This window comes from Sphingobium sp. (assembly GCF_048594625.1).
Taxonomy (GTDB): Bacteria; Pseudomonadota; Alphaproteobacteria; order Sphingomonadales; family Sphingomonadaceae; genus Sphingobium.
Window position 1 is genome coordinate 1 of the sequence record NZ_JBMDWL010000141.1, and the last position, 23,869, is coordinate 23,869.

Consider the following 23,869-nt stretch of genomic DNA (forward strand, 5'->3'; position numbering starts at 1 on the left):
GGGACGCGGTGCGGGCCGGTGCGGGCTGTGCGCTGTTGGATCGACCTGCGCTTAACTTCGCACATTTCCCGCTTATTCGGACATGATATGTCAGGCGGCGGACATTATATGTCGAGCGCCATCGGCAGGCCGGACGATGCGATGGGACCGGGCGGGCCGATCATCGCATGAACATATGGCTATAGGACAGAGAGCGAGGCCATGATGCGATTGGCCTCCAATCGGATCATGCGCCAAATGGATTCCGCTCGCCGCATCCTGCGCACCATCATCTGTTCCGGATGACTTGGAACAAGCTGCATTCAATCTGACGCAGGACCGCGCTCTGGTCGTTTGTCATCGCATCGTGGTTGCGCACGATGCTTCAATCGTCCCAGTCGCGCAGCTTTTCGCGCAGCTTGTCCAGCGCGGCCTTCTTGATCTGACATACGCGCGCGGCGCCGATGTCCAGCGTATGGCCGATTTCCTCCAGGTTCATTTCCTCGACGAAATAGAGTTGCAGCACCATCGCTTCACGCTGGGGCAGTTCGCTGATGCAGGCGGCCAGCGCCTTTTTCAGCGATTCCTTCTCCATAATGTCGTCGGCGCGGTCCTCCACATCGGCGAACCACATGGACTGGTCGGAATAGACTTCATCCATGCTGGTATGTTGGACCATTTCCACGCCGTCCGCGATTTCGCGATAGGCGGCCGGGTCCAGCCCCATGTCGGCGGACATTTCCGCTTCGGTCGGCAGGCGGCCCAGCTTCTGTTCGAGGCGGTTGCGCACCCCGGCAAGTTCTTTCCGCTTAGCCATTGCCGACCGGCACAAAGTTGCCTGCCGCCGCAGATGGTCGATCATCGCGCCGCGCACGCGCAACTGCGCATAGGATGCGAAGCCAAGGCCGCGATCCTCGAAACTATTGGCGGCCTCCACCAGCGCGACCATGCCGATCTGAAGCAGATCCTCCACCTCGATCGCGGTCGATACGCGGCCATGGACATGCCAGGCGATTTTCCGCACCAGCGGCATATATTGGCGCGCCAGCCGTTCCGGGCTGTTTTCGCCCGGCTTGGCATAGGTATGGGCGCCAGCCGAAATCTTGTTCATATACATGGCTCAACCCTCCTTTCAGGCGACCCGTTCGCGCATCTGGTCCTGACGCGGCAGCGGATCGTGGCGGGGCGTGGGACGCGGTTCGTTGCCGACGACGGCGACCACTTCCACGCCCTTGCCATCGGGGATTTCGAGGAAGGACAGCACCGGCGTTTCGGGCATGTGCGGTTTGAACAGACGCGACAGCGCGCGACGCGCCACCGGCGATGTGACGATGGCAAAGGGCCGCGCCTGCGCCATCAGCGGACGGGCGGCGTTGACCACCGCTTCGACGATGCGGTTGGCGAGTGCGGGTTCGATCGGATGCTTGGCATCGCCCGCGACGCGCATCGCCTGCGCCAGCAATCCTTCCAGATCGCCGTCGAGGGTGATGACCGGCAACGGCATCTTGACCGGGACCAGCCCCTGAATGATGAGCGCGCCGATCCGCTGACGCACCGCTTCGACCAGCTGTTCGTGGCTCATGTCGGGGCGCGCGGCGTCGACCATCGCTTCGCAGATGCGACGGAAATCCTTGAGCGCGATGCCTTCGGCCAGCAGCGCACGGCACAGCGCGCTGATCTGCGTCAGGCTGAGCGTGCCGGGCGTCAGGCCATCGACCAGCTGGGGCGCCGCATCCTTGAGATTGTCGAGCAGCTTGCGCGCTTCGTCGAGGCCGAACATTTCCGACGCGTTCATGGCGATCAGCTGATTGAGGTGGGTGGCGACGACCGTCGGCGGATCGACCACGGTATAGCCCGCGACCACCGCTTCGCTGCGGCGCGCCTGCGTGATCCAGACGGCGTCGAGGCCGAAGGTCGGGTCTTTCGCAGGGCGCCCCGTCACCGTGCCTTCCAGCGCGCCGCTGTCCAACGCCAGCAGATCGTCGGGCCAGATTTCATCTTCGCCGACCACGACGCCGGCAATGGTGATGCGATACTGGTTGGGTTCCAGCGCCAGATTGTCCTTCACGCGAACCATCGGCACGACGAAGCCCAGTTCCTTCGACAACTGGCGACGGATGCCGGTAATGCGGGCCATGAGCGGCGCGCCCTTGCGTTCGTCCACCAGAGAGATGAGGCCATAGCCGATTTCGAGGCCCAGGATCGCGCCGTCCGACACATCATCCCATTCGATGATGGCGGGATTGGGCGCGGGTTCGACCGGCGCGGGTTCGGCGGCTTTTTTCTGTCCCGACTTGCGCAACTGCCATGCGATGCCACCGGCGATGGCCGCCGCGGTCAGGATGATGATGTGCGGCATGCCCGGCAGAATGCCAAGGAAGCCCAGAATCGCGGCGACCGGCACCCATGCCTTGCCCGAACCGAACTGATTGGCGACCTGCCCCGACAGATCCTGCTCGCTTTTCACGCGGGTCACGATGGACGCGGCGGCGATCGACAGGAGCAGCGCGGGAATCTGCGCCACCAGCGCGTCGCCGATGGCAAGGATGATATAGGTCTGCGCGGCTTCGCCGATCGCCAGCTTGTGGCTGACCACGCCCAGGATGATGCCGCCGACGATGTTGATGACCAGAATGAGGATGCCCGCGACAGCGTCACCCTTCACGAACTTGCTGGCACCGTCCATCGAACCGTAAAAGTCGGCTTCCGTCGCGACTTCGGCGCGGCGCAGCTTGGCTTCTTCGGGCGTCATCAGACCGGCGTTCAAGTCGGCGTCGATCGCCATCTGCTTGCCCGGCAGGGCGTCCAGCGTGAAGCGGGCCGACACTTCGGACACGCGGCCCGCGCCCTTGGTGATGACGACCAGGTTGATGATCATCAAAATGGCGAAGACGAAGATGCCGACGACATAGTCGCCGCCGATCAGGAAGTGGCCGAAAGCCTCGATCACCTGCCCCGCCGCGTCCGATCCTTCATGCCCCGACACCAGCACGACGCGGGTGGACGCGACGTTGAGCGCAAGACGCAGCAGCGTGGCGAACAGAAGCACGGTCGGAAAGCTGGAAAAATCGAGCGGCTTGGCAGCGTTCAGCGCCACCATCAGCACGGCCAGCGAAATCATGATGTTGGTGATGAAACCGATGTCCAGCATCACCGCCGGGACCGGCACCATCATGAACAGCACGACCATCAGCGTCGCGAACGGCAGCACGGCGCCCTTTGCAGCGCTCATCCAGATCTTCGCTTTGACTTGGGCAGGGGACATTGCGGCCGGTTACCTTCCGAGGGTGGCAAGCATGAGATAGGCGAGACGCGCCGTCTGCGGTTGCGGCTTGACCATGATGTCAGGCTGCTCGGCGAGGCGCTGGGTTTCGATCCGCACATAATCGGCGGGCTGCACCGTCTTTGCGCCTTGCGGCAGCGAAGCGGAGGCATATTGGATGTCGCCGCCAAGGCTGTCGGCGCCCTTTTGCAGCTTGGATGCGAAGCGATCGCGGATTTCGGCGAAGCTGCGCGCATTGCCGGACCGGTCGTAGAAGATCGAGCGGTTGGCGCGCGCGGCCGACGGGAACAGCGATGCGGCGTCCGCGGCCGGCGCGCGATCATGAACCGACAGGAATTTCGCAGCGCCACCCACGCCCAGAAAATGGGCGAGGTAGAGATCGACCGGCTCGGCCTCGCGGCCCAGCTTCGATTCCAGATAGGCCTTGTTGTCGGCGGCATGTTCCGCCGCCATGACCGACGCGGTTTCGGGATGCTTGCGCAGGTCGAGTATCTGCTGACGCAGGTCCGGATCGGCGACATAATAGCGGCCGCCACTCTGCTGGATCGCGTCGGACGCCCAGCCAAGGCCATATTCGCTGCCATGTTTGTCGATGACGGCGAGCCAGCTCTGGTCGATGAACTGATAGAGGCCAGTCGCGGACGATGTCGACGCGCGGGCCGTGGGGTTCAGGCTGGATTCGATCTTCGCCTGACCCAGCAGATAGGAAAAGTCCACGCCGGTACGGCGGCTCGCCATCGCAATCGCGTTGGTCACGCGGTTGCCGGTCGAACTTCCGGTGGCTGATATGTCTGCGAAAGCGGACATCGACTCTTGAAACCCTCACTAGCTAGCAAGGGCATTAGAGCAATGTTTGTGCCAAGATTTGGTTAACGGGGGTAAGGATTTCACGCCATACAATCAAAAACGGCGCCGATTGGCGCCGCTTTAGTCGAAAACCGAAATATTTTTGGGGAAGCCGGATTTACCGGCCGTAGGTCAGCGGCGCGGCCTGCGCACCGTGCGCGGCCAGGATCGAGAGGCGCTGCTGCGCATGATCGGCGAGCAGCTTCACCCGGATGCGCGCGCTGTCGATCAGCGGCATCACATCCTTCAGCCGGTCCTTCACCGCCGGGTCGGATCGCCAGGCACCGATTGCGCGGACGGACGCAGCGGCCATGGCGATACGATGACTGGCCGCTTCGATGGCGGCCGCGTCATTGCCGTCGAGAACGTCGCGCAGTTCTTCGAACGCATTGAACAATTCATCCAGTGCAGCGAGACCGAGCGGCATGTCCTGTATGTCCTATCAGGCCGCCGACAGGTCGAGCGCGATCATGCGTTCGGCGATGGCGGATGGGTTGACCGGGTAATTGCCCGAAGCGATGGCCGATTTGATGGCGGCGATACGATCCATGTCGATCGGCGCACCTTCGGCGGCCATGCGCGCGGCCGGGCTGCTCGACGCAGCGGACGCCGACGTTATGGTCGATCCGGTGGTGGCCGCCGCGCGCGTCTTGCCCCCTTCCCGCAGGCGGGAAGCCTCGATGGCGGCGCTGATATTCTGGCCCACTGACTTGATCATTGGATAATCCTTCACTCGTCCCTACTGACTATAACGGACAAGTTCAAAAATCATTAAATCCCGGAACGCGCACAACCCCCATTTCCACAACCTGCGCAAAAATAGGGGCGCTGCGCTTGTCTTCGCGGACGCGGATGGTTTCGCCCATGGCACCGTCTTCGTCGGCCACCATCATGCGAGACACGCTGAAAACCGCGTTTCCGGCCATCAGCTGAACGGGATCGCCCTTGCGCACGACGGCTTCTTTGGCGACGGCGGGCGCAGGGCGGCTGAAACGGTTCGCGCCATAGGCCGACGCGTTGCGCGGCACCGGGCCGGATGCGGCGGCAGCGCCGCCCGCGACCAGCGGCACGCGGATGCGCCAGCCAAGCGATTCGCATTTCACCATGGCCGCGCCGAAAATCGGCCCTTCGACGCTGGGCGTGGTCGGGCAGGCCGCCAGACGCAGGCGCCGGTCGACCGGTGCGGCGGGACCGCCCGGCTCGCCCAGATTGGCGCCCACGGTCATCGCCACCAGCGAATCGATGCGGTCGAGATTCTCGAATTTCTGCTGGGCCTGCGCGGGCTGCGCACCGATCACGGCGACAGCGGCGACAAGGAGGGGCGAAAATCGGAACACGGCATAGTCTCCTGACGGAAGAACATTCGTCAGGATTTCAGCAATTTTCGTGCCAATTATCGTTAACGCCCCGGCGCGATGGTGATGACCTGCCCCTGTCCGACCCGGCCGTCCCTCTGATCGAGACCGCGGATCAGCAGGCGATCCTGCGCGATTCCGTCCATGCGCAGCGCGCGCGCAACGGCGCCCAGACGGGCGGCGGCGAGATCCCAGTCGTCGAAACGCTGGCGTCCCCGGTCCGATCCTTCGCTGCGGATTTCCAGACGCCCGACGGACGCGGCGCCGGCCCCGGTGAAGCGTTTCGCCACGGCGGACAGGCGCATGCGTCCCGCCGGCGTCATCAGCGCCTCGCCCGGCTGGAACAGGTCCGCCGCACGCAGTTCCACGCCCCGCTGCATCGCGCGACCGCCAAATTGCTGGCTGACCTGCGACAGCATCGTGTCGCGGCGCGTGCCGCTGGCCTGCAACAGCACGAAGAAGGCAAGCAACAGCAGGAGGAGATCAGCAAAGCTGACCGCCCAGCGATTGCGCCGGGCGGCAGCGGCAGAAGCAGGAGGCGATGTGCCGGTCATGCGACCTCGCGGATCGCGGCGCGGCGCAGCGGCGCATTTTCGCGCCGCGCGATGGCCAGCATCCGGTCGGCGGCTTCGCGTTGCCAGGCCAGTTCGCGTTCGGACAGGTCGGTAAGGCGCGCGGCGACGGGCGCGGCGACGATATTGGCGATCACGACGCCGTAAAAGGTGGTGAGCAGGGCCAGCGCCATCGACGGACCCAGCTTTGCAGGATCATCCATCGCCGCGAACATGCCGACAAGGCCGATGATCGTACCCGCCATGCCAAGCGCCGGTGCGGCGTCGGCGATGGACAGCCATGCGCGGTGCACGGCGCCATGGCGCTGGGCGCGGTCGGCGATCGACTGCGCGGCCCATAGTTCGAAACCGTCGGCCCGGTCGCTGTTGGCGAGCTTGCGCGCGGCATCGGTCAGGAACGGATCGGCGGTCTTCACCCGATCGGTGCAGGACAGGCCGCGCAATTGCGCCACCTGATCGATTTTCAGCATCGCCGCGCGGGCGGCATCGCGGTCTCGTGCCGGATCGGCGGTGAACAGCGGACGCAGCGCCGCCATGGCGCGCCCCATCGCCCCGACGCCGTTCTGGAACAGCGCCACAACCGCGATGCCCGCCAGCATGGCCGCCAGCGTCAGTGGATCGAACAAATGGCTGATAATCGCGATCATGACCGTCCAGTCCCCGTCACTTCATCGGCATTTCATCCCGGCGCGGCAACGCCCTGCCGCCAACCGGCAAAAATTTGCCGCCCTTGCCGCCCCACCCCTGAAGCGGCCCGTTTCCCGAAGATTTGCGTCCCTGCCCTGCGTCACCCACGCAAATTGGCACGGCTCTTGCTGATCTTCCGGCTGGATCACCCGAAGGAGACGCCATCAGGTGTCAGAACGACGGGTGGAGGAAAACTTTTAGAGCGAATTTTGCCATGACGGTGGAAGACAATCTGTTCGGGATACATGGAAAGGCGCTGGCGCTTCGTTCGCAGCGCCTGTCCCTGCTCGCGTCCAACATCGCCAATGCCTCCACGCCGGGCTACAAGGCGCGCGACATCGATTTCGAAGCCGCGCTGAAGGAAGCCACGGCGCGGTCGGGCAGCAGCGCCACCGACGTGTCGCAGGCCGTGGACGACAGCATGGGGTATCGCACCCCGTTGCAGCCCAGCCTGGATGGCAACACCGTCGAACTAAGCACCGAACAGACGCTGTTCGCCGAAAATGCGGTCAAATACCGCACGACCCTGTCCTTTCTGGAAGGGCGCATCAACACCATCAACCGCGCGCTGAAGGGTGAATGAGCATGAGCAATAATCCGCCCATGAATGTGTTCGACATCGCCGGCCGCGCCATGAGCGCGCAGCTGGTGCGCCTGAATGCCACCGCATCCAACATGGCGAACGCCGGGAACGTCACCGGTAGCGCCGCGGAAGCCTATCGCGCGATCAAGCCGGTGTTCGAAAGCGTGACCGAAACGCCCGGCGTATCGACCGTGAAGGTCAAGAATGTCGTGACCACCAATGCCGAACCGACCAAGCGGCACGACCCCAACCACCCGCTGGCCGATGCCAATGGCGATGTGTGGGAAGCCGCCGTCGACGGCAATGCCGAACTGATCGACATGATCGAAACGGCACGCATGTACCAGAATAACGTCCAGGTCTTGAACACCGCCAAGTCCCTGATGATGGAAACCATAAGGATCGGGAAATGACGACGACCTCCACCGTCACCGACAGCGCGGGCCTGCCGGTCTATAATCCCCATGCCAATATCGGCACGGGCAGCGGCACTCTGGACCAGTCGAGCTTTCTAACGCTGCTGACCGCGCAGATGCAGTATCAGGACCCGTTCGAACCGGTCGATAACGCACAGATGGTCGCGCAGATGGCGACGATCACCCAGTCCACCGGCATCGCCGAAATGAACCAGTCGCTGAAGAATCTGGCAAGCGAGCTGACCGGCACCCGGTTGGGCGACGCCGCCAGCTGGATCGGCAAATCGATGCTGGTCCAGAGCAACATCGCGGTGCCCGATGCCGCCGGCACCTACGCCGGTCAGATCACCATGCCCGCCGCCAGCGAAGGCGGCATTGTCGAACTGGTCGACGCGGCAGGCAATGTCGTGAAATCCATCGATATGGGTTCTCAGCCCGCGGGCGACATGACCTTTTACTGGGATGGCAAGGATGCGGACGGCAAGACCGTCACCACCGACGCCCTGCAGGTAAAGGTCAGGAATGTGACGCCCAGCCGCGTCGCGACATGGGCCACCATCGCCGCCGTTCAGTCACCCGCTGACGGTTCGTCGTCCAAACTGATCACCGCGCTGGGCAGCTACAGCCCGTCCGACGCGATCAGCCTGATGTAATTTCACCCCCCACCCACTCCCCCCATCCCATTTTCACCCAAGGAGCAACGCCATGTCCTTCTACATCTCGCTGTCCGGCCTGAAGGCCGCCCAGACCGACCTGTCGACCATTTCGAACAACGTCGCCAACGTCAGCAGCACCGGTTTCAAGAAGAGCCGGACCGAATTTGGCGACATCTTCGCCGCCGCGCCGATGCAGACCACCAATCAGGTCGCAGGGCAAGGCGTACGCGTGCAGGGCGTGTCGCAGCAGTTCACGCAGGGCACGCTGGAAGGCACCGCCAAGACGCTGGACCTGGCCATCGCGGGTGAAGGCTATTTCACCGTGAAGGGCGAAGACGGCACCATCAGCTATACCCGCAACGGCGCCTTTTCGGTCGATGAAGACCGTTTCGCCGTGGACACCACCGGTTCGCGCATTCAGGTGTTCGCGGTCGATCCCAACACCGGCGTGCCCACGACCCCGGTCAACGGCGCCACGACCGCCAATCTGATCGACCTGCAAATCCCGACCACGCTGAACAACGACCCCGCCGGTGCGCAGCTGACCAGCGTGGGCGTGTCGAAGGAAGGTCTGGTTTCGGCGGTCTATGCCGATGGCAGCACCGTGCGCCTGGGTCAGGTCGCCATGGCATCGTTCAACAGCCAGGAAGGCCTGCGTCAGGAAGGCGATGCGCACTGGACCGCCACTGTCGCCAGCGGTGCGCCGACGCTGGGCACCGCCAATGCGGGCCTGTTCGGGTCGGTCAATTCGGGCATGCTGGAACGGTCGAACGTCGACATCACCGACGAACTGGTCGCGCTGATCGCGGCGCAGCGCAATTTCCAGGCGAACAGCAAGGCGATCGAGGCCGCGAACACGCTGACGACCACCGTCGTCAACATGCGCACCTGATCATTTCATCCGGCACGTTATAGAAGGTTCGGCCCATGGATCGGCTCGTCAACACGGCACTTACGGCAATGCGCGGCGCCATGGCGCGGCAGGCGGCGGTCGCGAACAACCTCGCGAACGTCAACACTGTCGGCTTTCGCGCCGAAATCGCCAATGCCGAAACGCGCTGGATCAAGGGCGATACCTTCGACACCCGTGCCCAGGCATCGGAACAGGTCATTGCCGCCGACATGGCGCAAGGCGCGATGACCGAAACCGGCAATCCGCTGGACGTGGCCCTGAATGGCGATGCTCTGCTCGCCGTTCAGGGCGCGGATGGCGAGGAAGCCTATACGCGCCGCGGTGACCTGCGCATCACCGACAGCGGCCTGCTGACGACCGGCGACGGCATGGCCGTCATGGGCGAAGGCGGCCCGATCATCCTGCCGCAGATGGACAGCGTGTCCATCGCCAAGGATGGCAGCATCTGGGGCGTGCCGCAGGGCGGCGACCCCGCCAATCCCGCGCAGGTCGACAGGCTGAAACTGGTCAATGCCGCCGGATCGAGCATCGCCAAGGGTACGGACGGCCTGTTCCGCGAAGTCAATGGCGGCACATTGCCCGCCGACCCGCTGGGCAGCGTGACCGCCGGATCGCTGGAAGGGTCCAACGTCAACGCGACGCAGGCGCTGATCCAGATGATCGAAGCCAGCCGCGCCTGGGAAACGCAGGTCAAGATGATCGATACCGCCAAACAGCTGGACGATGGCGGCGCTTCGCTGATGCGCCTCGACAGCTGAGGCAAATGGGTTGGTCTTTGATGCCGCATTTTCCGAGCCGTCGACCGTAAAAGGTCAACTTGAAAATGCTTAATTCTGGCACGCATCTTGCTGTGATGAGCGCATGAGCATCCCCCTGGGGAACCGCACGGAGATTGTACGATGAGCAACGCCGCCCTTCATGTCGCCCGCACCGGCCTCGACGCGCAGAACACGAAGATGCGCGTGATCGCCAACAACCTGGCGAACGTCAACACGACCGGCTTCAAGAAGGACCGCGCCGATTTCGAGACGCTGGCCTATCAGCAGATCATTCAGGCAGGCGCCAATTCGGACAGCGAGAATAAATTCGCCAACGGCCTCAATCTGGGTTCGGGCGTCGCGTTGCAGGGCACCAGCAAGATCAACACGCAGGGTACGCTGAACCAGACCGGCAACGTGCTGGACATCGCGATCGAGGGCGCTGGCTATTTTCAGGTCCAGCAGCCCGACGGGTCCATCGCCTATACCCGCGCGGGCAATTTCACCGTCACCGCCGAAGGCACCGTCGTCACCAGCGACGGCATGCCGCTGATCCCACAGATCACCGTGCCGCAGGGCGCGACCGCCGTTTCCATCGGCAATGACGGCACGGTCACCGCGACGCTGCAGGGCGAAAGCGAACCGAGCAACCTTGGCCAGATCGAAATCGCCACCTTCATGAACCCGGCGGGCCTGACGTCCGTGGGCGGCAACCTGCTGACCGAAAGCGCCGCCAGCGGCGTGCCGCAGGTCGGCGTCGCCGGGCTGGAAGGCCGTGGCCTCATGCGGTCGGGCTTTCTGGAAACGTCCAACGTCAACATCGTCGAAGAACTGGTCGACATGATCGAAACCCAGCGTGGTTACGAGGTCAATTCCAAGATGATCAAGGCGACCGACGAAATGCTCCAGTATATCAACCAGAATATCTAAGGCTGGACGATGCGTTTCACCCTCGCCACGCTCGCTGCTCTGTCGACGCTGGCCGTCGCGGTTTCCCCCGCCGACGCCGCCAAGCAGAAGAAGCGCGACATCGAACGCGAATATTATACCCCGACGATCGCGCAGCCCGCTGCGCCGAGCGCGAACGGATCGATATTCCAGTCGTCGGTGGGCTATACCCCGCTGACCAGCGGCGCGCGCGCCACCACCGTGGGCGACATCATCACCATCGTGCTGGTCGAACGGACGCAGGCGAGCAAGAGCACCAGCGCCGACACCGCCCGCAACGGATCGATCGGGCTGACCCCGCCGACGTCGGGCATATTGTCGAAACTGATTTCGCCCAGCGATATCGCTTCGGGCGGCCAGAACACCTTCACCGGCAAGGGCGCCGCCAGCCAGTCCAACGCGCTGTCGGGTGAAATCACCGTGACGATCGCGGCCGTCTATCCCAACGGCACGATGCTGGTGAAGGGCGAAAAGGCGCTGACGCTCAATCGCGGCGACGAATTCATCCAGATCAGCGGTCTGGTGCGTCAGGCCGACATCGCGCCCGACAACCGCATCGCATCGACCCGCGTCGCCGACGCCAAGATTATCTACAAGGGCAAGGGCGAAATCGCAAATGCCAGCCGTCAGGGCTGGTTGCAGCGCTTCTTCTCCGCGATCAGCCCCTTCTGATGGAAACCGTGACCGCCATGCGCCCTTCCCTCACCCGCCTGTTCCGCCTGTTGGCACCGGTCCTTGCCCTGATGTCGGGCCTTGCCGCCGTTCCGGCCCATGCCGAACGGGTCAAGGATCTGGGCACGTTTCAGGGCGTGCGCCCCAACCAGCTGACCGGTTACGGCATCGTCGTGGGTCTGGCCGGGACCGGCGACGACAGCATCCAATATGCGACCGAAGGCATGAAGGGCGTGGTGTCGCGGTTTGGCCTGACGCTGCCGTCGAACATCAATCCCGCGCTGAAGAACGCCGCCGCCGTGCTGGTGACGGCCGATCTGCCCGCCTTTGCCAAGCCCGGCCAGCGGCTGGACGTCACCGTGTCCGCCCTCGGCAAGGCGAAGTCGCTGCGCGGCGGCACGCTGATCATGACGCCGCTGCGCGGTGCCGACAATGAAATCTATGCCATGTCGCAGGGCAATCTGGCCGTCGGCGGCCTCGGCGTGTCCGGCGCGGACGGCAGCCAGGTGTCGGTCAACGTGCCGTCGGCCGGACGCATTCCGGGCGGCGCGACGGTGGAACGTGCGGTCGCGACCGGTTTCGATACCGCGCCCACGCTGACCTTCAACCTTGCCGAAGCGGATCTGACGACCGCGCTGCGTGTCGCCGACGGCATCAACCGCGCCTTTGGCGACAGCCGTGCCCGCGCCACCGACGCCGTGTCGATCGCCATCGACGCCGCACCGGGCGCCGAACAGCGCATGATGATGATGGGCATGATCGAAAATATCGAGGTTTCGCCCGCCGATGCCCCGGCAAAGGTGATCGTCAACGCCCGCACCGGCACCGTCGTCATCAACGGCGCGGTCAAGATCCATCCGGCCGCCGTCGCGCATGGCAAATTGACCGTCAGCGTCAATGAATCGCCCCGCATCGTACAGCCCGCCCCCTTCAGTCAGGGCCAGACCGCGCTGGAGCAGTCGAGCAACATCAGCATCGACGAACAGAAAAAACCTATGGTTAATTTTAAAGGTGGGGCGTCGCTGGCCGATATAGTCAAGGCGGTCAATGCGATCGGGGCATCCCCGGCGGATATGGTCGCGATTTTGGAAGCCCTGAAACAGGCGGGCGCGATGAAAGCCGAACTGGTGGTGCTGTGATGAAGATTACGACGTCGACCTCCCCCGCCGCAACGGGCGCCGCCGCTTCGCAGAAAGCTGCGCTGACGAAGGTTGCGCAGCAGTTCGAAGCGGTGTTCATGCGTCAGATGATCGGCGCCATGCGATCGGCCAGCCTGGCGGAAGGCATCGGCGATTCGAGCGCGACCGAGCAGTTTCGCGACATGGCCGACGCGCGCACCGCCGACGCGATGGCCAGCAAGGGCGCGATGGGCATCGCCGAACTGCTGCTGAAACAATTTGGCGACCGGATCGGCGATACGCCTGCCACCGGCACGACTGGCACGGGCACGGGCACTGAAGCCACGATGGACAAGGGGACCGGCGCATGAGCGATCTGTTCATCATCGGCGCATCGGGCACCAAGGCGTATCGCACCGCCATGGCGGCCATCGCCGAAAATATCGCCAACGCCGGGACCGACGGCTATTCGCGCCGGTCGGTGCGCACGATGGAAGCCGGATCGTCGACCGCGACCATGGCGGTCTATCTCGACCGCGCGAATTTTGGCGGTACGCAGGTCGCGGGCGTCAACCGCGCGGCCGACCCCTATCTGGACGCGGCAGTCCGCAACAGCAGCATGGCGCTGGGCAGCGCGACCGCGCGGCTGCGCTGGTTGCAGGATGCGGAAACCGCGATGAACGACACCGGCACCGGCGTCGGCCAGTTGATGACCGGCATGTTCCAGAATATGGAAAAGCTGGCCGCCAGCCCAACCGACACGTCGCTGCGCGTCACGACGCTGGACAGCATCAAGCGGGTCGCCGAATCCTTCGCGCAGACCGATGCGGACCTGAAAAATGTGTCCGCCGGTATCGCGACCGAGGGTCAGGCGTCCGTCACCACGATCAACCAGTCGCTGAAATCGCTGGCCGAAATCAACAACAGCCTGCTGCGCGCCCAGCCGGGTACGTCGGCTTATGCCCAGCTGCTCGACAGCCGGGACGCGGCATTGCAGACCCTGTCCGAAAATATGAACGTGTCGATCAGCTTCGGCGCGCATGACAGCGCGCAGGTCAGCTTCGGCGGCCAGACGCTGGTCAGCGGCGACAGCGCCGCCAGTCTGGCGATGACCGCCAATGCCGACGGCACGCTGGCGCTTTCCATGGCGGACGGCACGGCGCTGAGCGCGCCTGCCAGCGGCAAGCTGGGCGGGCTGTTTTCGGCGGCCGGGACGGTGGCCGAACGGCGCGAAAGCCTGGACACGCTGGCCGAACAGTTCGTCACCAAGATGAACGAATGGCATAATGAAGGCCGGACCGACGCGGGCGATCCCGGCGCGCCGCTGCTATCCTATGGCGGCAGTGCGGCGACCGTGACCGCGTTGATCACCAAGCCGGAAGATCTGGCCACGCAGTCGCAGGACGGCAAGCTGAACGGCAATCTGCTGAACGTCACCACCATGTTGCGCGGCACCGGCAGCGTCGAACAGAGCTGGACCACGCTGATCGCCAGCCAGGCCAATCTGTTGTCGTCGACCAAGGCGGAATATGAAACCGCCTATAGCCGCAACGACCAGTCTGTCGCCGCGCGCGAAGCGGTGAGCGGCGTCGATCTGGACATGGAAGCCGCCGACCTGCTGCGTATCCAGCAGGCCTATTCGGCGTCCGCCAAAATCATTCAGGTCGCCAAGGAAACGATCGATTCGATCATGAACATCATCTGACGGGCTAGGACGGGACATGGTAGGCATCACCAACAAGATCATGCTCGCCGAAATGCGCCGGCAGCAGGCATTGTCGCAGGAACTGGTCAAGGGCACGACCGCCATTTCGACCGGCATCACCCTGACCAAGCCGTCCGACGATTCGCTGGCATGGGTGCAGGTGTCCGAAATCGGCCGCGCCCAGTCGCAGCAGGCCGCGTGGCAGGCCAATATCAGCTATGGTACGACCCGTTCGGGCAATGCCGAAGCCAATCTGAAAGAAATCGACAATCTGCTGACCCGCACGCAGGAACTGGTGACGTCGGCCCGCAACGGATCGATGAGCGACGCCAACCGTGCCGCCATTCTGGAGGAAATGAACACCATCCAGAAAACGATCGGCGAACTGCTGGACCAGAAGGATTATCAGGGCGTTTCCGTGTTCGACGACGGACAGAGCGTGCTGGTGCCGGTCAGCCGCGGCCTCAATCTGGACGTCGTGGGCACGAAACAGGATGTGTCGGGCGGCATCATGGTCAACGGCACGGCCATGACCATCGACCAGATCATGAACCAGAGCATCGCCGCCATCCAGAGTGGCGACGACACCGCCATCGCCGCGTCGCTGGACGGGGTGAAGGCGGCCCAGACCCACATCACCGTCGAACAGGCGCGACAGGGCGTGCGCAGCGACCGGCTGGAAGTCATCGGCGACCGGCTGACCGACATTGGCCTGGACCTGTCCGATCGCCGCGCCGACCTGGAATCCGCCGATCTTCAGGAAGTGATCGTCACCGTGAAGGCGCAACTGCTGCAACTGGAAGCGGCACAGACGACCTTTGCCCGGATCAATCAGCAGACCCTGTTCGACCTTATCAAATAATCGGTTGAAAACAGGCGCGGACGGCGGGGTAAAAAAATCCGCCGTCCTAAACCGGACGCTAACCAGTCCGTATTAACCTTAAAGACCGGCATCGCGAAGGATGCCGTCGGGTTACCGCCTACGGGGCGTTTCAATCGGGGATAATCATGTTCGCAGCCATCGGCCTTGTCATTTTGCTCGTCATGGTGTTCGGCGGTTTCGCCTTCACCGGGGGCGACCTTGGTCCGGTGCTGCACGCATTGCCCCACGAAATGCTGATCATCGGCGGCGCGGCCGTCGGCGCTCTCGTCATCGGCAATAGCGGCGCGGACCTGAAGGCGCTGGGCGGCGGCCTGGGCAAGGTGTTCAAGGGCGCGACCTACAAGAAGCAGGATTTTCTCGACTGCATCTTCCTCGTCAGCAAGCTGATGAAGACGCTGCGCGTCGAAGGGCCGGTCGCGCTGGAACCGCATATCGAAGATCCCGCCAGTTCCACCATCTTCACGGAATATCCCAAGCTGATGAAGGACAAGGCACTGGTTCACCTGATCAGCGACACGCTGCGCCTGGTCGTCATTTCGTCCGGCACGCTTGACCCTCATGCGGTCGAGGATGTCATGGACAATGCACTCAAGACCCATCATCACGAAGCGATCAAGCCCGCCGACAACCTGCAGGGGCTGGCCGACGCGCTGCCCGCGCTGGGCATCGTCGCGGCGGTTCTGGGCGTGGTGAAGACCATGGGATCGATCGACCAGCCGCCCGCGATATTGGGCGCGATGATCGGTTCGGCGCTGGTCGGCACCTTCCTTGGCATTCTGCTCGCCTATGGCATGGTCAACCCCTTCGCCAATCGTTGCCGGTCGGTGATCGAGGCGGACGGCGCCATCTATCAGGTGGTCAAGCAGATCATCATCGCGTCGCTGCACGGCCATCCGCAGCCGCTGGTCATCGAAGCGGCCCGTTCGGGCCTGACCCATGCCAACCAGCCCGGCTTTGCCGAGGTGTTCGACGGCATGCGGGGCAAATAAGCCATGGCGGAAAAGAAGCGCGGCGCGAACGAGCCGGAACCCCGTCCGATCATCGTCAAGAAGATCATCGTCGATGGCCATGGCGGCCATCATGGCGGTGCGTGGAAAGTGGCCTATGCCGACTTCGTGACGGCGATGATGGCGTTCTTCCTGCTGATGTGGCTGCTGGGCGCGACCACGGAAAAGCAGCGCAAGGGGCTGGCCGACTATTTCACGCCGACGCTGGTCCAGACAAAGGAAAATTCGGCCGGGTCGAACGGCATGTTCGGCGGCGACAGCCTGATGGCGAAGGAAAATTACCCGACCACCGGCGGTCAGGGCAATCTGGCCATCACCATCCCGCGCGACGCCAGCGGCACCAAGGATCAGGGCGGCAAGGCCACCCGCGCGCAGGACCGGCAGAAGTTCGAGGCGATCAAGAAATCGCTGGAAGAACGCATGATGCGTAAGGGGCTGGGCAAGCTGCGCAAGAATGTGCGCTTCACCGAAACCCGCGAAGGGTTGCGCATCGACCTGATCGACGAAGCCGATTTCGCGATGTTCGCCATGGGCACAGAACGCCTGCTGCCACAGGCCCGTGCGCTGATCGGCGAAGTGTCGAGCGTGTTGCAGACCATGCCCAACCCGCTGATCGTGCGCGGCCATACCGATGGCCTGCCCTATGCATCGGGTCGGAACATGAACAACTGGATGCTGTCGTCGGGTCGGGCCGAAGCCACGCGCAAGGCATTGGCGGACAGCGGCATCGGCAACGATCGCTTTGCCCGGATCGAAGGCGTCGCCGACCGCGAACCCTTCGTCAAGGACGACGCCTATGACCCGCGCAACCGGCGCATGTCGATCGTCCTGGCCTGGACCCGCGGCGGCAACAAGGTCGATGACGAGGATCTGGACCCCGAAACGCAGGCCGCGATCAAGGAACGGGACGACCCGCAAAATGTCGCGAAGGCGCAGGCGCGCAAGCTCGACATGGGCGGCACGGGCCTTCCCAACGGCGCGACGCTGATCAACCCGGCCGCGCCGGGCACATCGAGCAAGCCGGGCAAACATTGACCCGATGAACGGGCGGCGGTGCGGGGCATCGCCGCCCCTTCCGCTTTTATCGTCCGCCTGTTGCGATGGCGATGGCGGTTCCAGGACGGCCTGACGATGGCCTTAACTTCGCACATTTCCCGCTTGATTGGACATATCGTTACCGTGGCGGGACATTTCATGTCCTGCATCCCCCGCCGCGATCCCCGCTTCCGTCAAAGTGCCACGGGTATGCCGGAGCCTATCGCATCGCATTGCGGTAGGACAGGGCGGCGCAGCCTGCCCCTATGAGGCCACGGCCCGTCCCTTTGTTGCACCTTTTCATGGATAATATCCCTATGTGCAGCGCTCCTCGCTGGATGCCATTGCGGCGTCGCACCATTTTCAGGGCCGCTTTGCGCCCAAAATCGCCTTTCCGATGCATGATGGCGCGCCTTTCGTGCCCGCTGGGACGGGCCGGGAGAATAATATGTCATCATTGCACGCGCAGTCCGCGCGCCATGCCCATTTCGGCTGGTTCAAACGCCGTCGTGACATGCGGGTCGACGACGTCACGCTGGTCGACCGGTCGCTGCTGAACCGGGCCGTCGGCGCCGCCGCGCTGGGCAACGCCATGGAATGGTTCGATTTCGGGGTCTATGGCTATATCGCCGTGACGCTGGGCCATGTCTTTTTCCCGTCCAGCGACCCGGCGGTCCAGCTGATCGCGACCTTTGCCACATTCACCGTCGCCTTTCTGGTGCGTCCGCTGGGCGGCCTTGTCTTCGGGCCGCTGGGCGACCGTTATGGCCGGCACAAGATATTGGCGATGACGATGATCCTGATGGCCGCGGGCACATTCGCCATCGGCCTGATCCCATCCTATGCGAAGATCGGCCTGTGGGCGCCGCTGCTGTTGCTGCTGGCGCGACTGGTGCAGGGATTTTCCACCGGCGGCGAATATGGCGGGGCGGCGACCTTCATCGCGGAATATTCGACCGATCGCAAACGCGGCCTGATGGGCAGCTGGCTGGAATTCGGCACGCTGGGCGGATATATTGCGGGCGCGGGCACGGTGACGGCGTTGCAGATGAGCCTGACCGATGCGCAGATGATCGAATGGGGATGGCGCATTCCGTTTCTGGTGGCCGGGCCGCTGGGCCTGCTCGGCCTCTATATGCGGTTGAAGCTGGAAGAAACGCCTGCCTTTCAGGCCTATAGCGAACAGGTCGATGCGCGCGAAAGCGAACGGCCCAGCCTTGGCACGTTATTCAGCATGCACTGGCGCCAGTTGCTCAAATGCGTCGGGCTGGTGTTGGTGTTCAACGTCACCGACTATATGCTGCTGACCTACATGCCCAATTATCTGAGCGTGACCATGGGTTATGCCGAAACCAAGGGGCTGTTGCTGATCATCATCGTCATGCTGGTGATGATGCCGCTCAATATCGCGGGCGGGCTGTTCAGCGACCGGCTGGGGCGGCGACCGATGATCATCGGGGCCTGCGTGGCGCTGGTGCTGTTGTCCGTGCCCTGCATGCTGATGATCGGCACGGGGAACGACGCGCTGATCTTTCTGGGGCTGATGGTGCTGGGGATCGTGCTGGTGTGCTTCACCAGTTCCATGCCGTCCACCCTGCCCGCCTTATTCTATACCCCGGTGCGGTACAGCGGCCTGTCGATCGCGTTCAACCTGTCGGTGTCGCTGTTCGGGGGCACGACGCCGCTGATCACCGCATGGCTGGTGCAGAAGACCGGCGATCCGCTGGTCCCGGCCTATTATCTGATGGGTGCCGGGCTGATCGGCATCGTCACCATGCTGACGGTACGCGAAACGGCGGGCATGCCGCTGCGCGGATCGCCCCCTGCGGTGGAAACGCGGGCGGAGGCGATCGCCCTGATGAAGGGCGATGATCCGGTAACGGTGGACAAGGCGCTGCCCGACGTGCCGATCCCGACGGCATCGGAGCGGGCGCTGACGGCCTGACCGGGTTTTGCGGACGCGGACCGGGATGATGGGCCTGACGGCTTTTCATCCCGGCCCGCCATGATGATGGCGGGCGCCCCTGCAATCAGGCGTCGGCCCAGCGGCGCAGCAGGTTGTGATAGACGCCGGTCAGGCGGATCACCTCATCATGGCTCGCCCCCATGGCTGCGGCCACGCCCTGAACGCTACGGTCGAGATCGAACAGCATCTGTCGCGCGCCATCGTCGCGGATCATCGACTGGAGCCAGAAGAAGCTGGCCACCCGCCGTCCACGCGTCACCGGCTCCACCCGGTGGAGCGAGGAAGAGGGATAGAGCACCGCATGGCCCGCAGGCAGTTTTACCTGCTGCACGCCGAAATTGGTTTCGATGGTCAGTTCCCCGCCATCATAGGCGTCCGGTTCTTCCAGAAACACGGTGATGGACAGGTCCGACCGCACGCGGAAACCGGTTCCGGCCTGAATGCGCACGGCATTGTCGACATGCACGCCGAAATTCTGCCCGCCCGCATAGCTGTTGAAAAGTGGCGGAAAGATTTTGAGCGGCAACGCCGCCGCGATGAACAGGGGCGATCGGCCCAGCGCATCGAGCACCATCTGCCCTGCCCGCTTCGCCGCGTCGCTATCTTCCGGCAGTTGCAGGTTGCGCTTTGCCAGCGCGGACTGATGACCGGACGTTACATTGCCGTCCACCCAGTCGGCGGGATCGATGATGGCACGGATCGCGGCGAGACCATCGGCTTCGATCAGGTCGGGTATGGCAATCAACATGGAAGAAGGCTGTCCGTCAGGCGGCTTGCGTCCGCAATATGAAAGGAATTTCGACGACGCCCGTGACCCGCACCGGCTGTCCGCCACGGATGGTCGGTTTCCAGCGCCAGCCCTTCACGGCATCGCGCGCCGCATTGTCGAGCCGCGATGAACCGCTGCTCTGGCTGACGACGATATTTTCGACGCCGCCATCGGTGCCCAGCGTGATGGTCAGAACCACCGTGCCCTGTTCATGCTTGCGGCGGCTTTCGATGGGGTAGCGCGGCGGTTTGCCCGAAACCATCTGGGTGCCAAGGTCGCCCGCCTGCACGATGCTGGGCGGCGCGGGTGGGGCTGGCGGCGCCGGGGGACCGGGCACCGCGACGGCGACCGGCATGGGGGTCGGCACGGGGGCGGGATCGGGCGTGGTCTGAACCGTCTGGACGGGCGGCACCGGTGTCTGCACGATCGGCGGCGGGGCCACGATTTCGGGTCTGGTCGGCGGGGGTGGCGGCGCTTCGGCGGCAGGCGGCGGCGTTGGGGGCGACAGGTTGACCACGGTCAGCTTGGCGACTTCCGCCTTTTTCACATGATGGCGCACCTGGATGAGCGCGCCGATCAGCAGCGCATGAACCATCACGATACCGATGATCGCAGGCAGGTTGGGGCGGGAACGCGCGCCATAGCGGCTGGCGGCGGGCGGTGCGGCGTGAACCGGACCCGGCCATGCAACGGCCGATGTTTCCCGGTCAGGCGTGAAGTCATAGTCTTCCGTCGGCTGGCGGCTGGCCGCTTGCAGCATGACAGTGCCTCCCTTTCCATGATCCGGTACGATTCGCCGATAGCGCGAAGCCTAATGCGAATCAATTGCGATGTTTACGGAGCAACATGCAGCAATGATGCGGACAGACGAGGATGCGGGGAGTCTGATCCGCAAATCAGGCGTGATCGCCGCCCGCCCGGCCGGCTTCAATTAGCCCGCCACGATTATGACATGCCGGGGTTATCGATAAGGATGGTCGGGACGACCTCTATTCAGGCGCCCCGACCATGAAGCATCAGAAGGCGTAGTTCAGGCTGAACACTGCCGAACGGGTCGGTGCGGGCTGCGCCCAGCTGCCGTTGACGTTGTTGCGTACCGTGGTCACATATTTCTCGTTCGTGAAGTTCTGCACATTCACCTGCGCCTTCAGATTTTCCGTAATTGGATAGGAGGCCATGAAGCGGTGAATGGTGTAGCTGGGCACATGATAGGCGACATAATTGCCCGCCGTCAGCTGGGCCAGCGTGGGCTGGTTCAGCAGGAAGCGACCCTGATAGGTAATGCCATAGCCCAGCTCCAGACCGAAGTTGAAGCGATAGGTCGTGAACAGGCTGCCCGAATGTTTCGGCGTGTTGGTGAGCGCATAGCCACGGGTCGGGTCCGGGAAGGCCGGGCTGTTGCCGCAATTGACCGCGCCCGGATTGTCGAAGCAGAAGTCGGACACGCCCTGTTTGATGTCGCTCTTAAGGTACATATAGTTGGCGGACACGGTCCAGTTGCTCGTGATGTTACCCGACGCGCCGAAGGAAATGCCTTCCACCCGCTGGAAACCGTCAAGACGCTGATCCGGCAGCGTCGGATCGTTGGAATTGACGCGGATGCTGTCGCGGTCGTTGCGGAACGCCGCCAGAGTCAGCAGCAACCTGGCATCGAACAGATCCGCCTTGGCGCCGATTTCGTAATTCTTCGTCGTTTCCGGCTTTACGTTGCAATTGGCCGCAGCGCAGCTGCCATCGACGGACGTCTGCGAAGGCAGTTTCGAATTGCCGTAGGCCACATAGAGGCTGGTGTTGGCGGTCGGCTTGAACACGGCGCCGACGCGATAGGAGAAGAGGTTGTCGTCGTTGCGGAACGGGCCGGTCGTGGTGGTGGGCTGGCCGATGGTCGCACCGCTGGTCGAATAGCTGATCGTGCGGTTGAAACCCTTCGACTTTTCGTAGCGCAGGCCGCCGTTGATTTCGAAGAAGTCGGAAAATTTCAGCGTGTCGAACAGATAGGCGGCATAGGTTTCACGCTCGCCAAGGTTGCGGCTGCCCAGAATGAAATTGACCGGACCGGTGTAGACATTGCTGCCATAGACAAACCCGGCACCCGCCGGTCCCTGCACGATTTCACCCGGATTGGAAATCGACACCAGCGGGAAGGCCGGGGTGGTGCCATCGGGGTTGCGCGGCAGGTTGCCCTGCGTCTGCTGATATTTTTCCCACATCGCCGACGCGCCCAGAACCAGCGTGTGTTGGATGCCGCCGGTCGAAAAATCGGCGGACAGGTCGATCTGGTTATAGGCGGTGTCGTTGTTGATGAACCGCTGCACGCCGCGGCCGCCGGTGGGCAGGTAGAAACCGGCCGGGACGGTCGCCGGGCAAGCCGCCGATACGCCGTTGATGTCCATCGGCTGAAGACCGGTCGACGCCAGGCAGAAGGTGCCGTTGGGCTGGCTGGTCACCGTATTCTGTTCGATCCGTTCGTAACGGGTCAGGTTGCGGATCTTGACCGCATCGCTGAACGCATGGCTGAAAATCGCCTGAAGCGACTTGGTCTTGCTGTTCTGCTGGTCCAGATTGGCGAAGCCATAATAGCCCGAACGGTCGAAATCCTTTAGGAAACCGCCATTATTGGCGTAATAGCGCAGGCCATATTGCGGCATCGCCTTGTCATCCAGATATTCGCCCTGAATGGTCAGGCTGGTCGGGCTGTCGATGCCGATCGTGACGGCGGGCGCAAAGCCCCAGCGCTTGTAATCTTCCACATCGCGGCCGGGCACGTCATTTTCATGATAGACGGCGTTCAGGCGGATGGCGATCAGGTCGCTGACGCGCTGGTTGATGTCGGCGGTGGCACGATAATAATTATCGGTGCCGATGCCCGCGCTCAGCACGGTCTGATCGTCGGCCAGCGGGCGCTTGGTGACCAGATTGATCGTCCCAGCCACCGAACCGCCGCCGTTCATGACCGAATTGGCGCCATTGCTGACTTCGACCTGTTCGATATTATAGACTTCGTTGCGGTTCAGGAACGCGCCGGACCGTACGCCGTCGATGGTGACGTCGTTCTTCGCATCCTGACCGCGCAGGATGATGCGATCGCCATAGCCAAAGCCACCTTCGCCAGCGCCGAAGGTGATGCCGGGCACCGTCGACAGGACATCACGCAGGGTCAGCAGATTTTGCTGCTGGATCGTTGCCTTACCGATAACGGTGATGGTCTGGGGGGTATCAAGCAGCGGGCGGGTATATTTCGGCGATTCCGCCCGTTCCACCTTCACTTCCGATTCGTCGATGGCCGTGTCGGTCACGGTCATGCCGCCAAGGCGCGTGCCCTGCCGGTTATCCTGCGCTGTTGCGGAGGTCGCGAACGCCATCGCACCGACACATCCCAGGGCGAGAAAGGACGGAATACTGCCTGATTTGGACATATGATGATTTCCCCTTCATGACTGGGGAGCGCAGCTATTGCGAATCGTTCTTACTGTCAACGCTAATGCGAATAATTCTTATTCAGCTGCCGAATATCGTTCGAACAACCAGCATCTGACGGCGCTGGTCAGGTTGGGCATCGGGTCGGCGGACAGGCGCGCGACATCGATGCGCGCGATCAGGGCATTGATCGGCACATTGTCCTGCGCCGCGGCCCGGCGCAGCGCATCCCAGAATATCGGTTCAAGGCTGATCGCGGTCTGATGCCCCGCGATGGTGACGCTCCGCTTGACCGGAGGAG

General features: G+C 63.3%; 26 protein-coding genes. 14 read left to right on the forward strand and 12 right to left on the reverse strand.

What is annotated here, in order from left to right:
* Positions 1 to 364 precede the first annotated feature (364 nt).
* The 8 genes from ACOJSJ_RS17980 to ACOJSJ_RS18015 all read right to left on the reverse strand — a co-directional run bounded on the left by ACOJSJ_RS17980 (position 365) and on the right by ACOJSJ_RS18015 (position 6,682).
* Complete coding sequence (locus ACOJSJ_RS17980) at positions 365 to 1,096, reverse strand: sigma-70 family RNA polymerase sigma factor (protein WP_420146326.1); 732 nt, start codon at positions 1,094 to 1,096, stop codon at positions 365 to 367.
* Positions 1,097 to 1,111: 15 nt separating this feature from the next.
* Positions 1,112 to 3,244: a flagellar biosynthesis protein FlhA gene (gene flhA / locus ACOJSJ_RS17985; protein ID WP_420146327.1), complete on the reverse strand. Its 2,133-nt coding sequence runs from the start codon at positions 3,242 to 3,244 to the stop codon at positions 1,112 to 1,114.
* Between the two features lie 9 nt (positions 3,245 to 3,253).
* Positions 3,254 to 4,069 carry a lytic transglycosylase domain-containing protein gene (locus ACOJSJ_RS17990; protein ID WP_420146328.1) on the reverse strand — a complete coding sequence of 272 codons (816 nt, stop codon included), beginning with the start codon at positions 4,067 to 4,069 and terminating at the stop codon, positions 3,254 to 3,256.
* Between the two features lie 157 nt (positions 4,070 to 4,226).
* Positions 4,227 to 4,535 carry a hypothetical protein gene (locus ACOJSJ_RS17995; protein WP_420146329.1) on the reverse strand — a complete coding sequence of 103 codons (309 nt, stop codon included), beginning with the start codon at positions 4,533 to 4,535 and terminating at the stop codon, positions 4,227 to 4,229.
* 15 nt (positions 4,536 to 4,550) lie between these two features.
* Entirely contained in the window at positions 4,551 to 4,826 is a 276-nt protein-coding gene (gene flgM / locus ACOJSJ_RS18000; protein WP_420146330.1) for a flagellar biosynthesis anti-sigma factor FlgM, read from the reverse strand.
* 43 nt (positions 4,827 to 4,869) lie between these two features.
* Positions 4,870 to 5,445 (reverse strand): flagella basal body P-ring formation protein FlgA, encoded by a 576-nt coding sequence (locus tag ACOJSJ_RS18005; RefSeq protein WP_420146331.1) that lies wholly within the window; start codon positions 5,443 to 5,445, stop codon positions 4,870 to 4,872.
* A 62-nt stretch (positions 5,446 to 5,507) separates the two neighbouring features.
* Positions 5,508 to 6,017, reverse strand: a complete 510-nt coding sequence (locus ACOJSJ_RS18010) for a flagellar motor protein MotB (protein WP_420146332.1) — start codon at positions 6,015 to 6,017, stop codon at positions 5,508 to 5,510.
* Positions 6,014 to 6,682: a MotA/TolQ/ExbB proton channel family protein gene (locus ACOJSJ_RS18015; protein WP_420146333.1), complete on the reverse strand. Its 669-nt coding sequence runs from the start codon at positions 6,680 to 6,682 to the stop codon at positions 6,014 to 6,016. The genes ACOJSJ_RS18010 and ACOJSJ_RS18015 overlap by 4 nt, the downstream gene beginning before the upstream one ends.
* A 254-nt stretch (positions 6,683 to 6,936) precedes the next feature.
* Here ACOJSJ_RS18015 and flgB point away from each other — a divergent pair, with 254 nt between their 5' ends.
* The 14 genes from flgB to proP all read left to right on the forward strand — a co-directional run bounded on the left by flgB (position 6,937) and on the right by proP (position 19,361).
* Positions 6,937 to 7,305 carry a flagellar basal body rod protein FlgB gene (gene flgB, locus ACOJSJ_RS18020; RefSeq protein WP_420146334.1) on the forward strand — a complete coding sequence of 123 codons (369 nt, stop codon included), beginning with the start codon at positions 6,937 to 6,939 and terminating at the stop codon, positions 7,303 to 7,305.
* A gap of 2 nt (positions 7,306 to 7,307) precedes the next feature.
* Entirely contained in the window at positions 7,308 to 7,718 is a 411-nt protein-coding gene (flgC, locus tag ACOJSJ_RS18025; RefSeq protein WP_420146335.1) for a flagellar basal body rod protein FlgC, read from the forward strand.
* Complete coding sequence (locus ACOJSJ_RS18030; protein WP_420146336.1) at positions 7,715 to 8,374, forward strand: flagellar hook assembly protein FlgD; 660 nt, start codon at positions 7,715 to 7,717, stop codon at positions 8,372 to 8,374. Before flgC ends, ACOJSJ_RS18030 begins: the two co-directional genes overlap by 4 nt.
* A gap of 52 nt (positions 8,375 to 8,426) precedes the next feature.
* Positions 8,427 to 9,269, forward strand: coding sequence for a flagellar hook-basal body complex protein (locus ACOJSJ_RS18035; RefSeq protein WP_420146337.1), 843 nt, complete (start codon positions 8,427 to 8,429; stop codon positions 9,267 to 9,269).
* 35 nt (positions 9,270 to 9,304) lie between these two features.
* Positions 9,305 to 10,048: a flagellar basal body rod protein FlgF gene (locus ACOJSJ_RS18040; RefSeq protein ID WP_420146338.1), complete on the forward strand. Its 744-nt coding sequence runs from the start codon at positions 9,305 to 9,307 to the stop codon at positions 10,046 to 10,048.
* 141 nt (positions 10,049 to 10,189) lie between these two features.
* Positions 10,190 to 10,978 (forward strand): flagellar basal-body rod protein FlgG, encoded by a 789-nt coding sequence (flgG, locus tag ACOJSJ_RS18045; protein WP_420146339.1) that lies wholly within the window; start codon positions 10,190 to 10,192, stop codon positions 10,976 to 10,978.
* A gap of 9 nt (positions 10,979 to 10,987) precedes the next feature.
* Positions 10,988 to 11,668, forward strand: coding sequence for a flagellar basal body L-ring protein FlgH (locus tag ACOJSJ_RS18050; protein WP_420146340.1), 681 nt, complete (start codon positions 10,988 to 10,990; stop codon positions 11,666 to 11,668).
* Positions 11,668 to 12,807, forward strand: coding sequence for a flagellar basal body P-ring protein FlgI (locus tag ACOJSJ_RS18055; RefSeq protein WP_420146341.1), 1,140 nt, complete (start codon positions 11,668 to 11,670; stop codon positions 12,805 to 12,807). Before ACOJSJ_RS18050 ends, ACOJSJ_RS18055 begins: the two co-directional genes overlap by 1 nt.
* A complete protein-coding gene (locus ACOJSJ_RS18060) occupies positions 12,807 to 13,157 on the forward strand; it encodes a rod-binding protein (protein WP_420146342.1) in 351 nt (116 codons plus the stop codon). The genes ACOJSJ_RS18055 and ACOJSJ_RS18060 overlap by 1 nt, the downstream gene beginning before the upstream one ends.
* On the forward strand, positions 13,154 to 14,491 hold the full coding sequence (gene flgK / locus ACOJSJ_RS18065; RefSeq protein ID WP_420146343.1) for a flagellar hook-associated protein FlgK: 1,338 nt from the start codon (positions 13,154 to 13,156) through the stop codon (positions 14,489 to 14,491). The genes ACOJSJ_RS18060 and flgK overlap by 4 nt, the downstream gene beginning before the upstream one ends.
* Before the next feature lie 16 nt (positions 14,492 to 14,507).
* Complete coding sequence (locus ACOJSJ_RS18070; RefSeq protein WP_420146344.1) at positions 14,508 to 15,353, forward strand: flagellin; 846 nt, start codon at positions 14,508 to 14,510, stop codon at positions 15,351 to 15,353.
* Between the two features lie 146 nt (positions 15,354 to 15,499).
* A complete protein-coding gene (gene motA / locus ACOJSJ_RS18075; RefSeq protein ID WP_420146345.1) occupies positions 15,500 to 16,363 on the forward strand; it encodes a flagellar motor stator protein MotA in 864 nt (287 codons plus the stop codon).
* Positions 16,364 to 16,366: 3 nt separating this feature from the next.
* A complete protein-coding gene (locus ACOJSJ_RS18080; protein WP_420146346.1) occupies positions 16,367 to 17,416 on the forward strand; it encodes a flagellar motor protein MotB in 1,050 nt (349 codons plus the stop codon).
* A 418-nt stretch (positions 17,417 to 17,834) separates the two neighbouring features.
* Positions 17,835 to 19,361, forward strand: a complete 1,527-nt coding sequence (gene proP / locus ACOJSJ_RS18085) for a glycine betaine/L-proline transporter ProP (protein WP_420146351.1) — start codon at positions 17,835 to 17,837, stop codon at positions 19,359 to 19,361.
* Positions 19,362 to 19,446: 85 nt separating this feature from the next.
* Here the strand turns inward: proP and ACOJSJ_RS18090 are convergent, their stop codons facing one another.
* From ACOJSJ_RS18090 to ACOJSJ_RS18105, 4 genes are all read right to left on the reverse strand, one after another.
* Positions 19,447 to 20,130 carry a Fe2+-dependent dioxygenase gene (locus ACOJSJ_RS18090; protein WP_420146347.1) on the reverse strand — a complete coding sequence of 228 codons (684 nt, stop codon included), beginning with the start codon at positions 20,128 to 20,130 and terminating at the stop codon, positions 19,447 to 19,449.
* A gap of 16 nt (positions 20,131 to 20,146) precedes the next feature.
* Positions 20,147 to 20,911, reverse strand: a complete 765-nt coding sequence (locus ACOJSJ_RS18095) for an energy transducer TonB (protein ID WP_420146348.1) — start codon at positions 20,909 to 20,911, stop codon at positions 20,147 to 20,149.
* A 256-nt stretch (positions 20,912 to 21,167) separates the two neighbouring features.
* Positions 21,168 to 23,567, reverse strand: coding sequence for a TonB-dependent receptor (locus ACOJSJ_RS18100; protein WP_420146349.1), 2,400 nt, complete (start codon positions 23,565 to 23,567; stop codon positions 21,168 to 21,170).
* A gap of 78 nt (positions 23,568 to 23,645) precedes the next feature.
* Positions 23,646 to 23,869 (reverse strand): ribbon-helix-helix domain-containing protein (locus ACOJSJ_RS18105; protein WP_420146350.1); only part of this gene is annotated, 224 nt, incomplete at its 5' end.

Coding starts and splice junctions, on each gene's coding strand:
- ACOJSJ_RS17980 (WP_420146326.1), bottom strand. CDS start 1,096: ATGTATATGAACAAGATTTCGGCTGGCGCCCATACCTATGCCAAGCCG.
- flhA (WP_420146327.1), bottom strand. CDS start 3,244: ATGTCCCCTGCCCAAGTCAAAGCGAAGATCTGGATGAGCGCTGCAAAG.
- ACOJSJ_RS17990 (WP_420146328.1), bottom strand. CDS start 4,069: ATGTCCGCTTTCGCAGACATATCAGCCACCGGAAGTTCGACCGGCAAC.
- ACOJSJ_RS17995 (WP_420146329.1), bottom strand. CDS start 4,535: ATGCCGCTCGGTCTCGCTGCACTGGATGAATTGTTCAATGCGTTCGAA.
- flgM (WP_420146330.1), bottom strand. CDS start 4,826: ATGATCAAGTCAGTGGGCCAGAATATCAGCGCCGCCATCGAGGCTTCC.
- ACOJSJ_RS18010 (WP_420146332.1), bottom strand. CDS start 6,017: ATGACCGGCACATCGCCTCCTGCTTCTGCCGCTGCCGCCCGGCGCAAT.
- ACOJSJ_RS18015 (WP_420146333.1), bottom strand. CDS start 6,682: ATGATCGCGATTATCAGCCATTTGTTCGATCCACTGACGCTGGCGGCC.
- flgB (WP_420146334.1), top strand. CDS start 6,937: ATGACGGTGGAAGACAATCTGTTCGGGATACATGGAAAGGCGCTGGCG.
- flgC (WP_420146335.1), top strand. CDS start 7,308: ATGAGCAATAATCCGCCCATGAATGTGTTCGACATCGCCGGCCGCGCC.
- ACOJSJ_RS18030 (WP_420146336.1), top strand. CDS start 7,715: ATGACGACGACCTCCACCGTCACCGACAGCGCGGGCCTGCCGGTCTAT.
- ACOJSJ_RS18035 (WP_420146337.1), top strand. CDS start 8,427: ATGTCCTTCTACATCTCGCTGTCCGGCCTGAAGGCCGCCCAGACCGAC.
- ACOJSJ_RS18040 (WP_420146338.1), top strand. CDS start 9,305: ATGGATCGGCTCGTCAACACGGCACTTACGGCAATGCGCGGCGCCATG.
- flgG (WP_420146339.1), top strand. CDS start 10,190: ATGAGCAACGCCGCCCTTCATGTCGCCCGCACCGGCCTCGACGCGCAG.
- ACOJSJ_RS18050 (WP_420146340.1), top strand. CDS start 10,988: ATGCGTTTCACCCTCGCCACGCTCGCTGCTCTGTCGACGCTGGCCGTC.
- ACOJSJ_RS18055 (WP_420146341.1), top strand. CDS start 11,668: ATGGAAACCGTGACCGCCATGCGCCCTTCCCTCACCCGCCTGTTCCGC.
- ACOJSJ_RS18060 (WP_420146342.1), top strand. CDS start 12,807: ATGAAGATTACGACGTCGACCTCCCCCGCCGCAACGGGCGCCGCCGCT.
- flgK (WP_420146343.1), top strand. CDS start 13,154: ATGAGCGATCTGTTCATCATCGGCGCATCGGGCACCAAGGCGTATCGC.
- ACOJSJ_RS18070 (WP_420146344.1), top strand. CDS start 14,508: ATGGTAGGCATCACCAACAAGATCATGCTCGCCGAAATGCGCCGGCAG.
- motA (WP_420146345.1), top strand. CDS start 15,500: ATGTTCGCAGCCATCGGCCTTGTCATTTTGCTCGTCATGGTGTTCGGC.
- ACOJSJ_RS18080 (WP_420146346.1), top strand. CDS start 16,367: ATGGCGGAAAAGAAGCGCGGCGCGAACGAGCCGGAACCCCGTCCGATC.
- ACOJSJ_RS18090 (WP_420146347.1), bottom strand. CDS start 20,130: ATGTTGATTGCCATACCCGACCTGATCGAAGCCGATGGTCTCGCCGCG.
- ACOJSJ_RS18095 (WP_420146348.1), bottom strand. CDS start 20,911: ATGCTGCAAGCGGCCAGCCGCCAGCCGACGGAAGACTATGACTTCACG.
- ACOJSJ_RS18100 (WP_420146349.1), bottom strand. CDS start 23,567: ATGTCCAAATCAGGCAGTATTCCGTCCTTTCTCGCCCTGGGATGTGTC.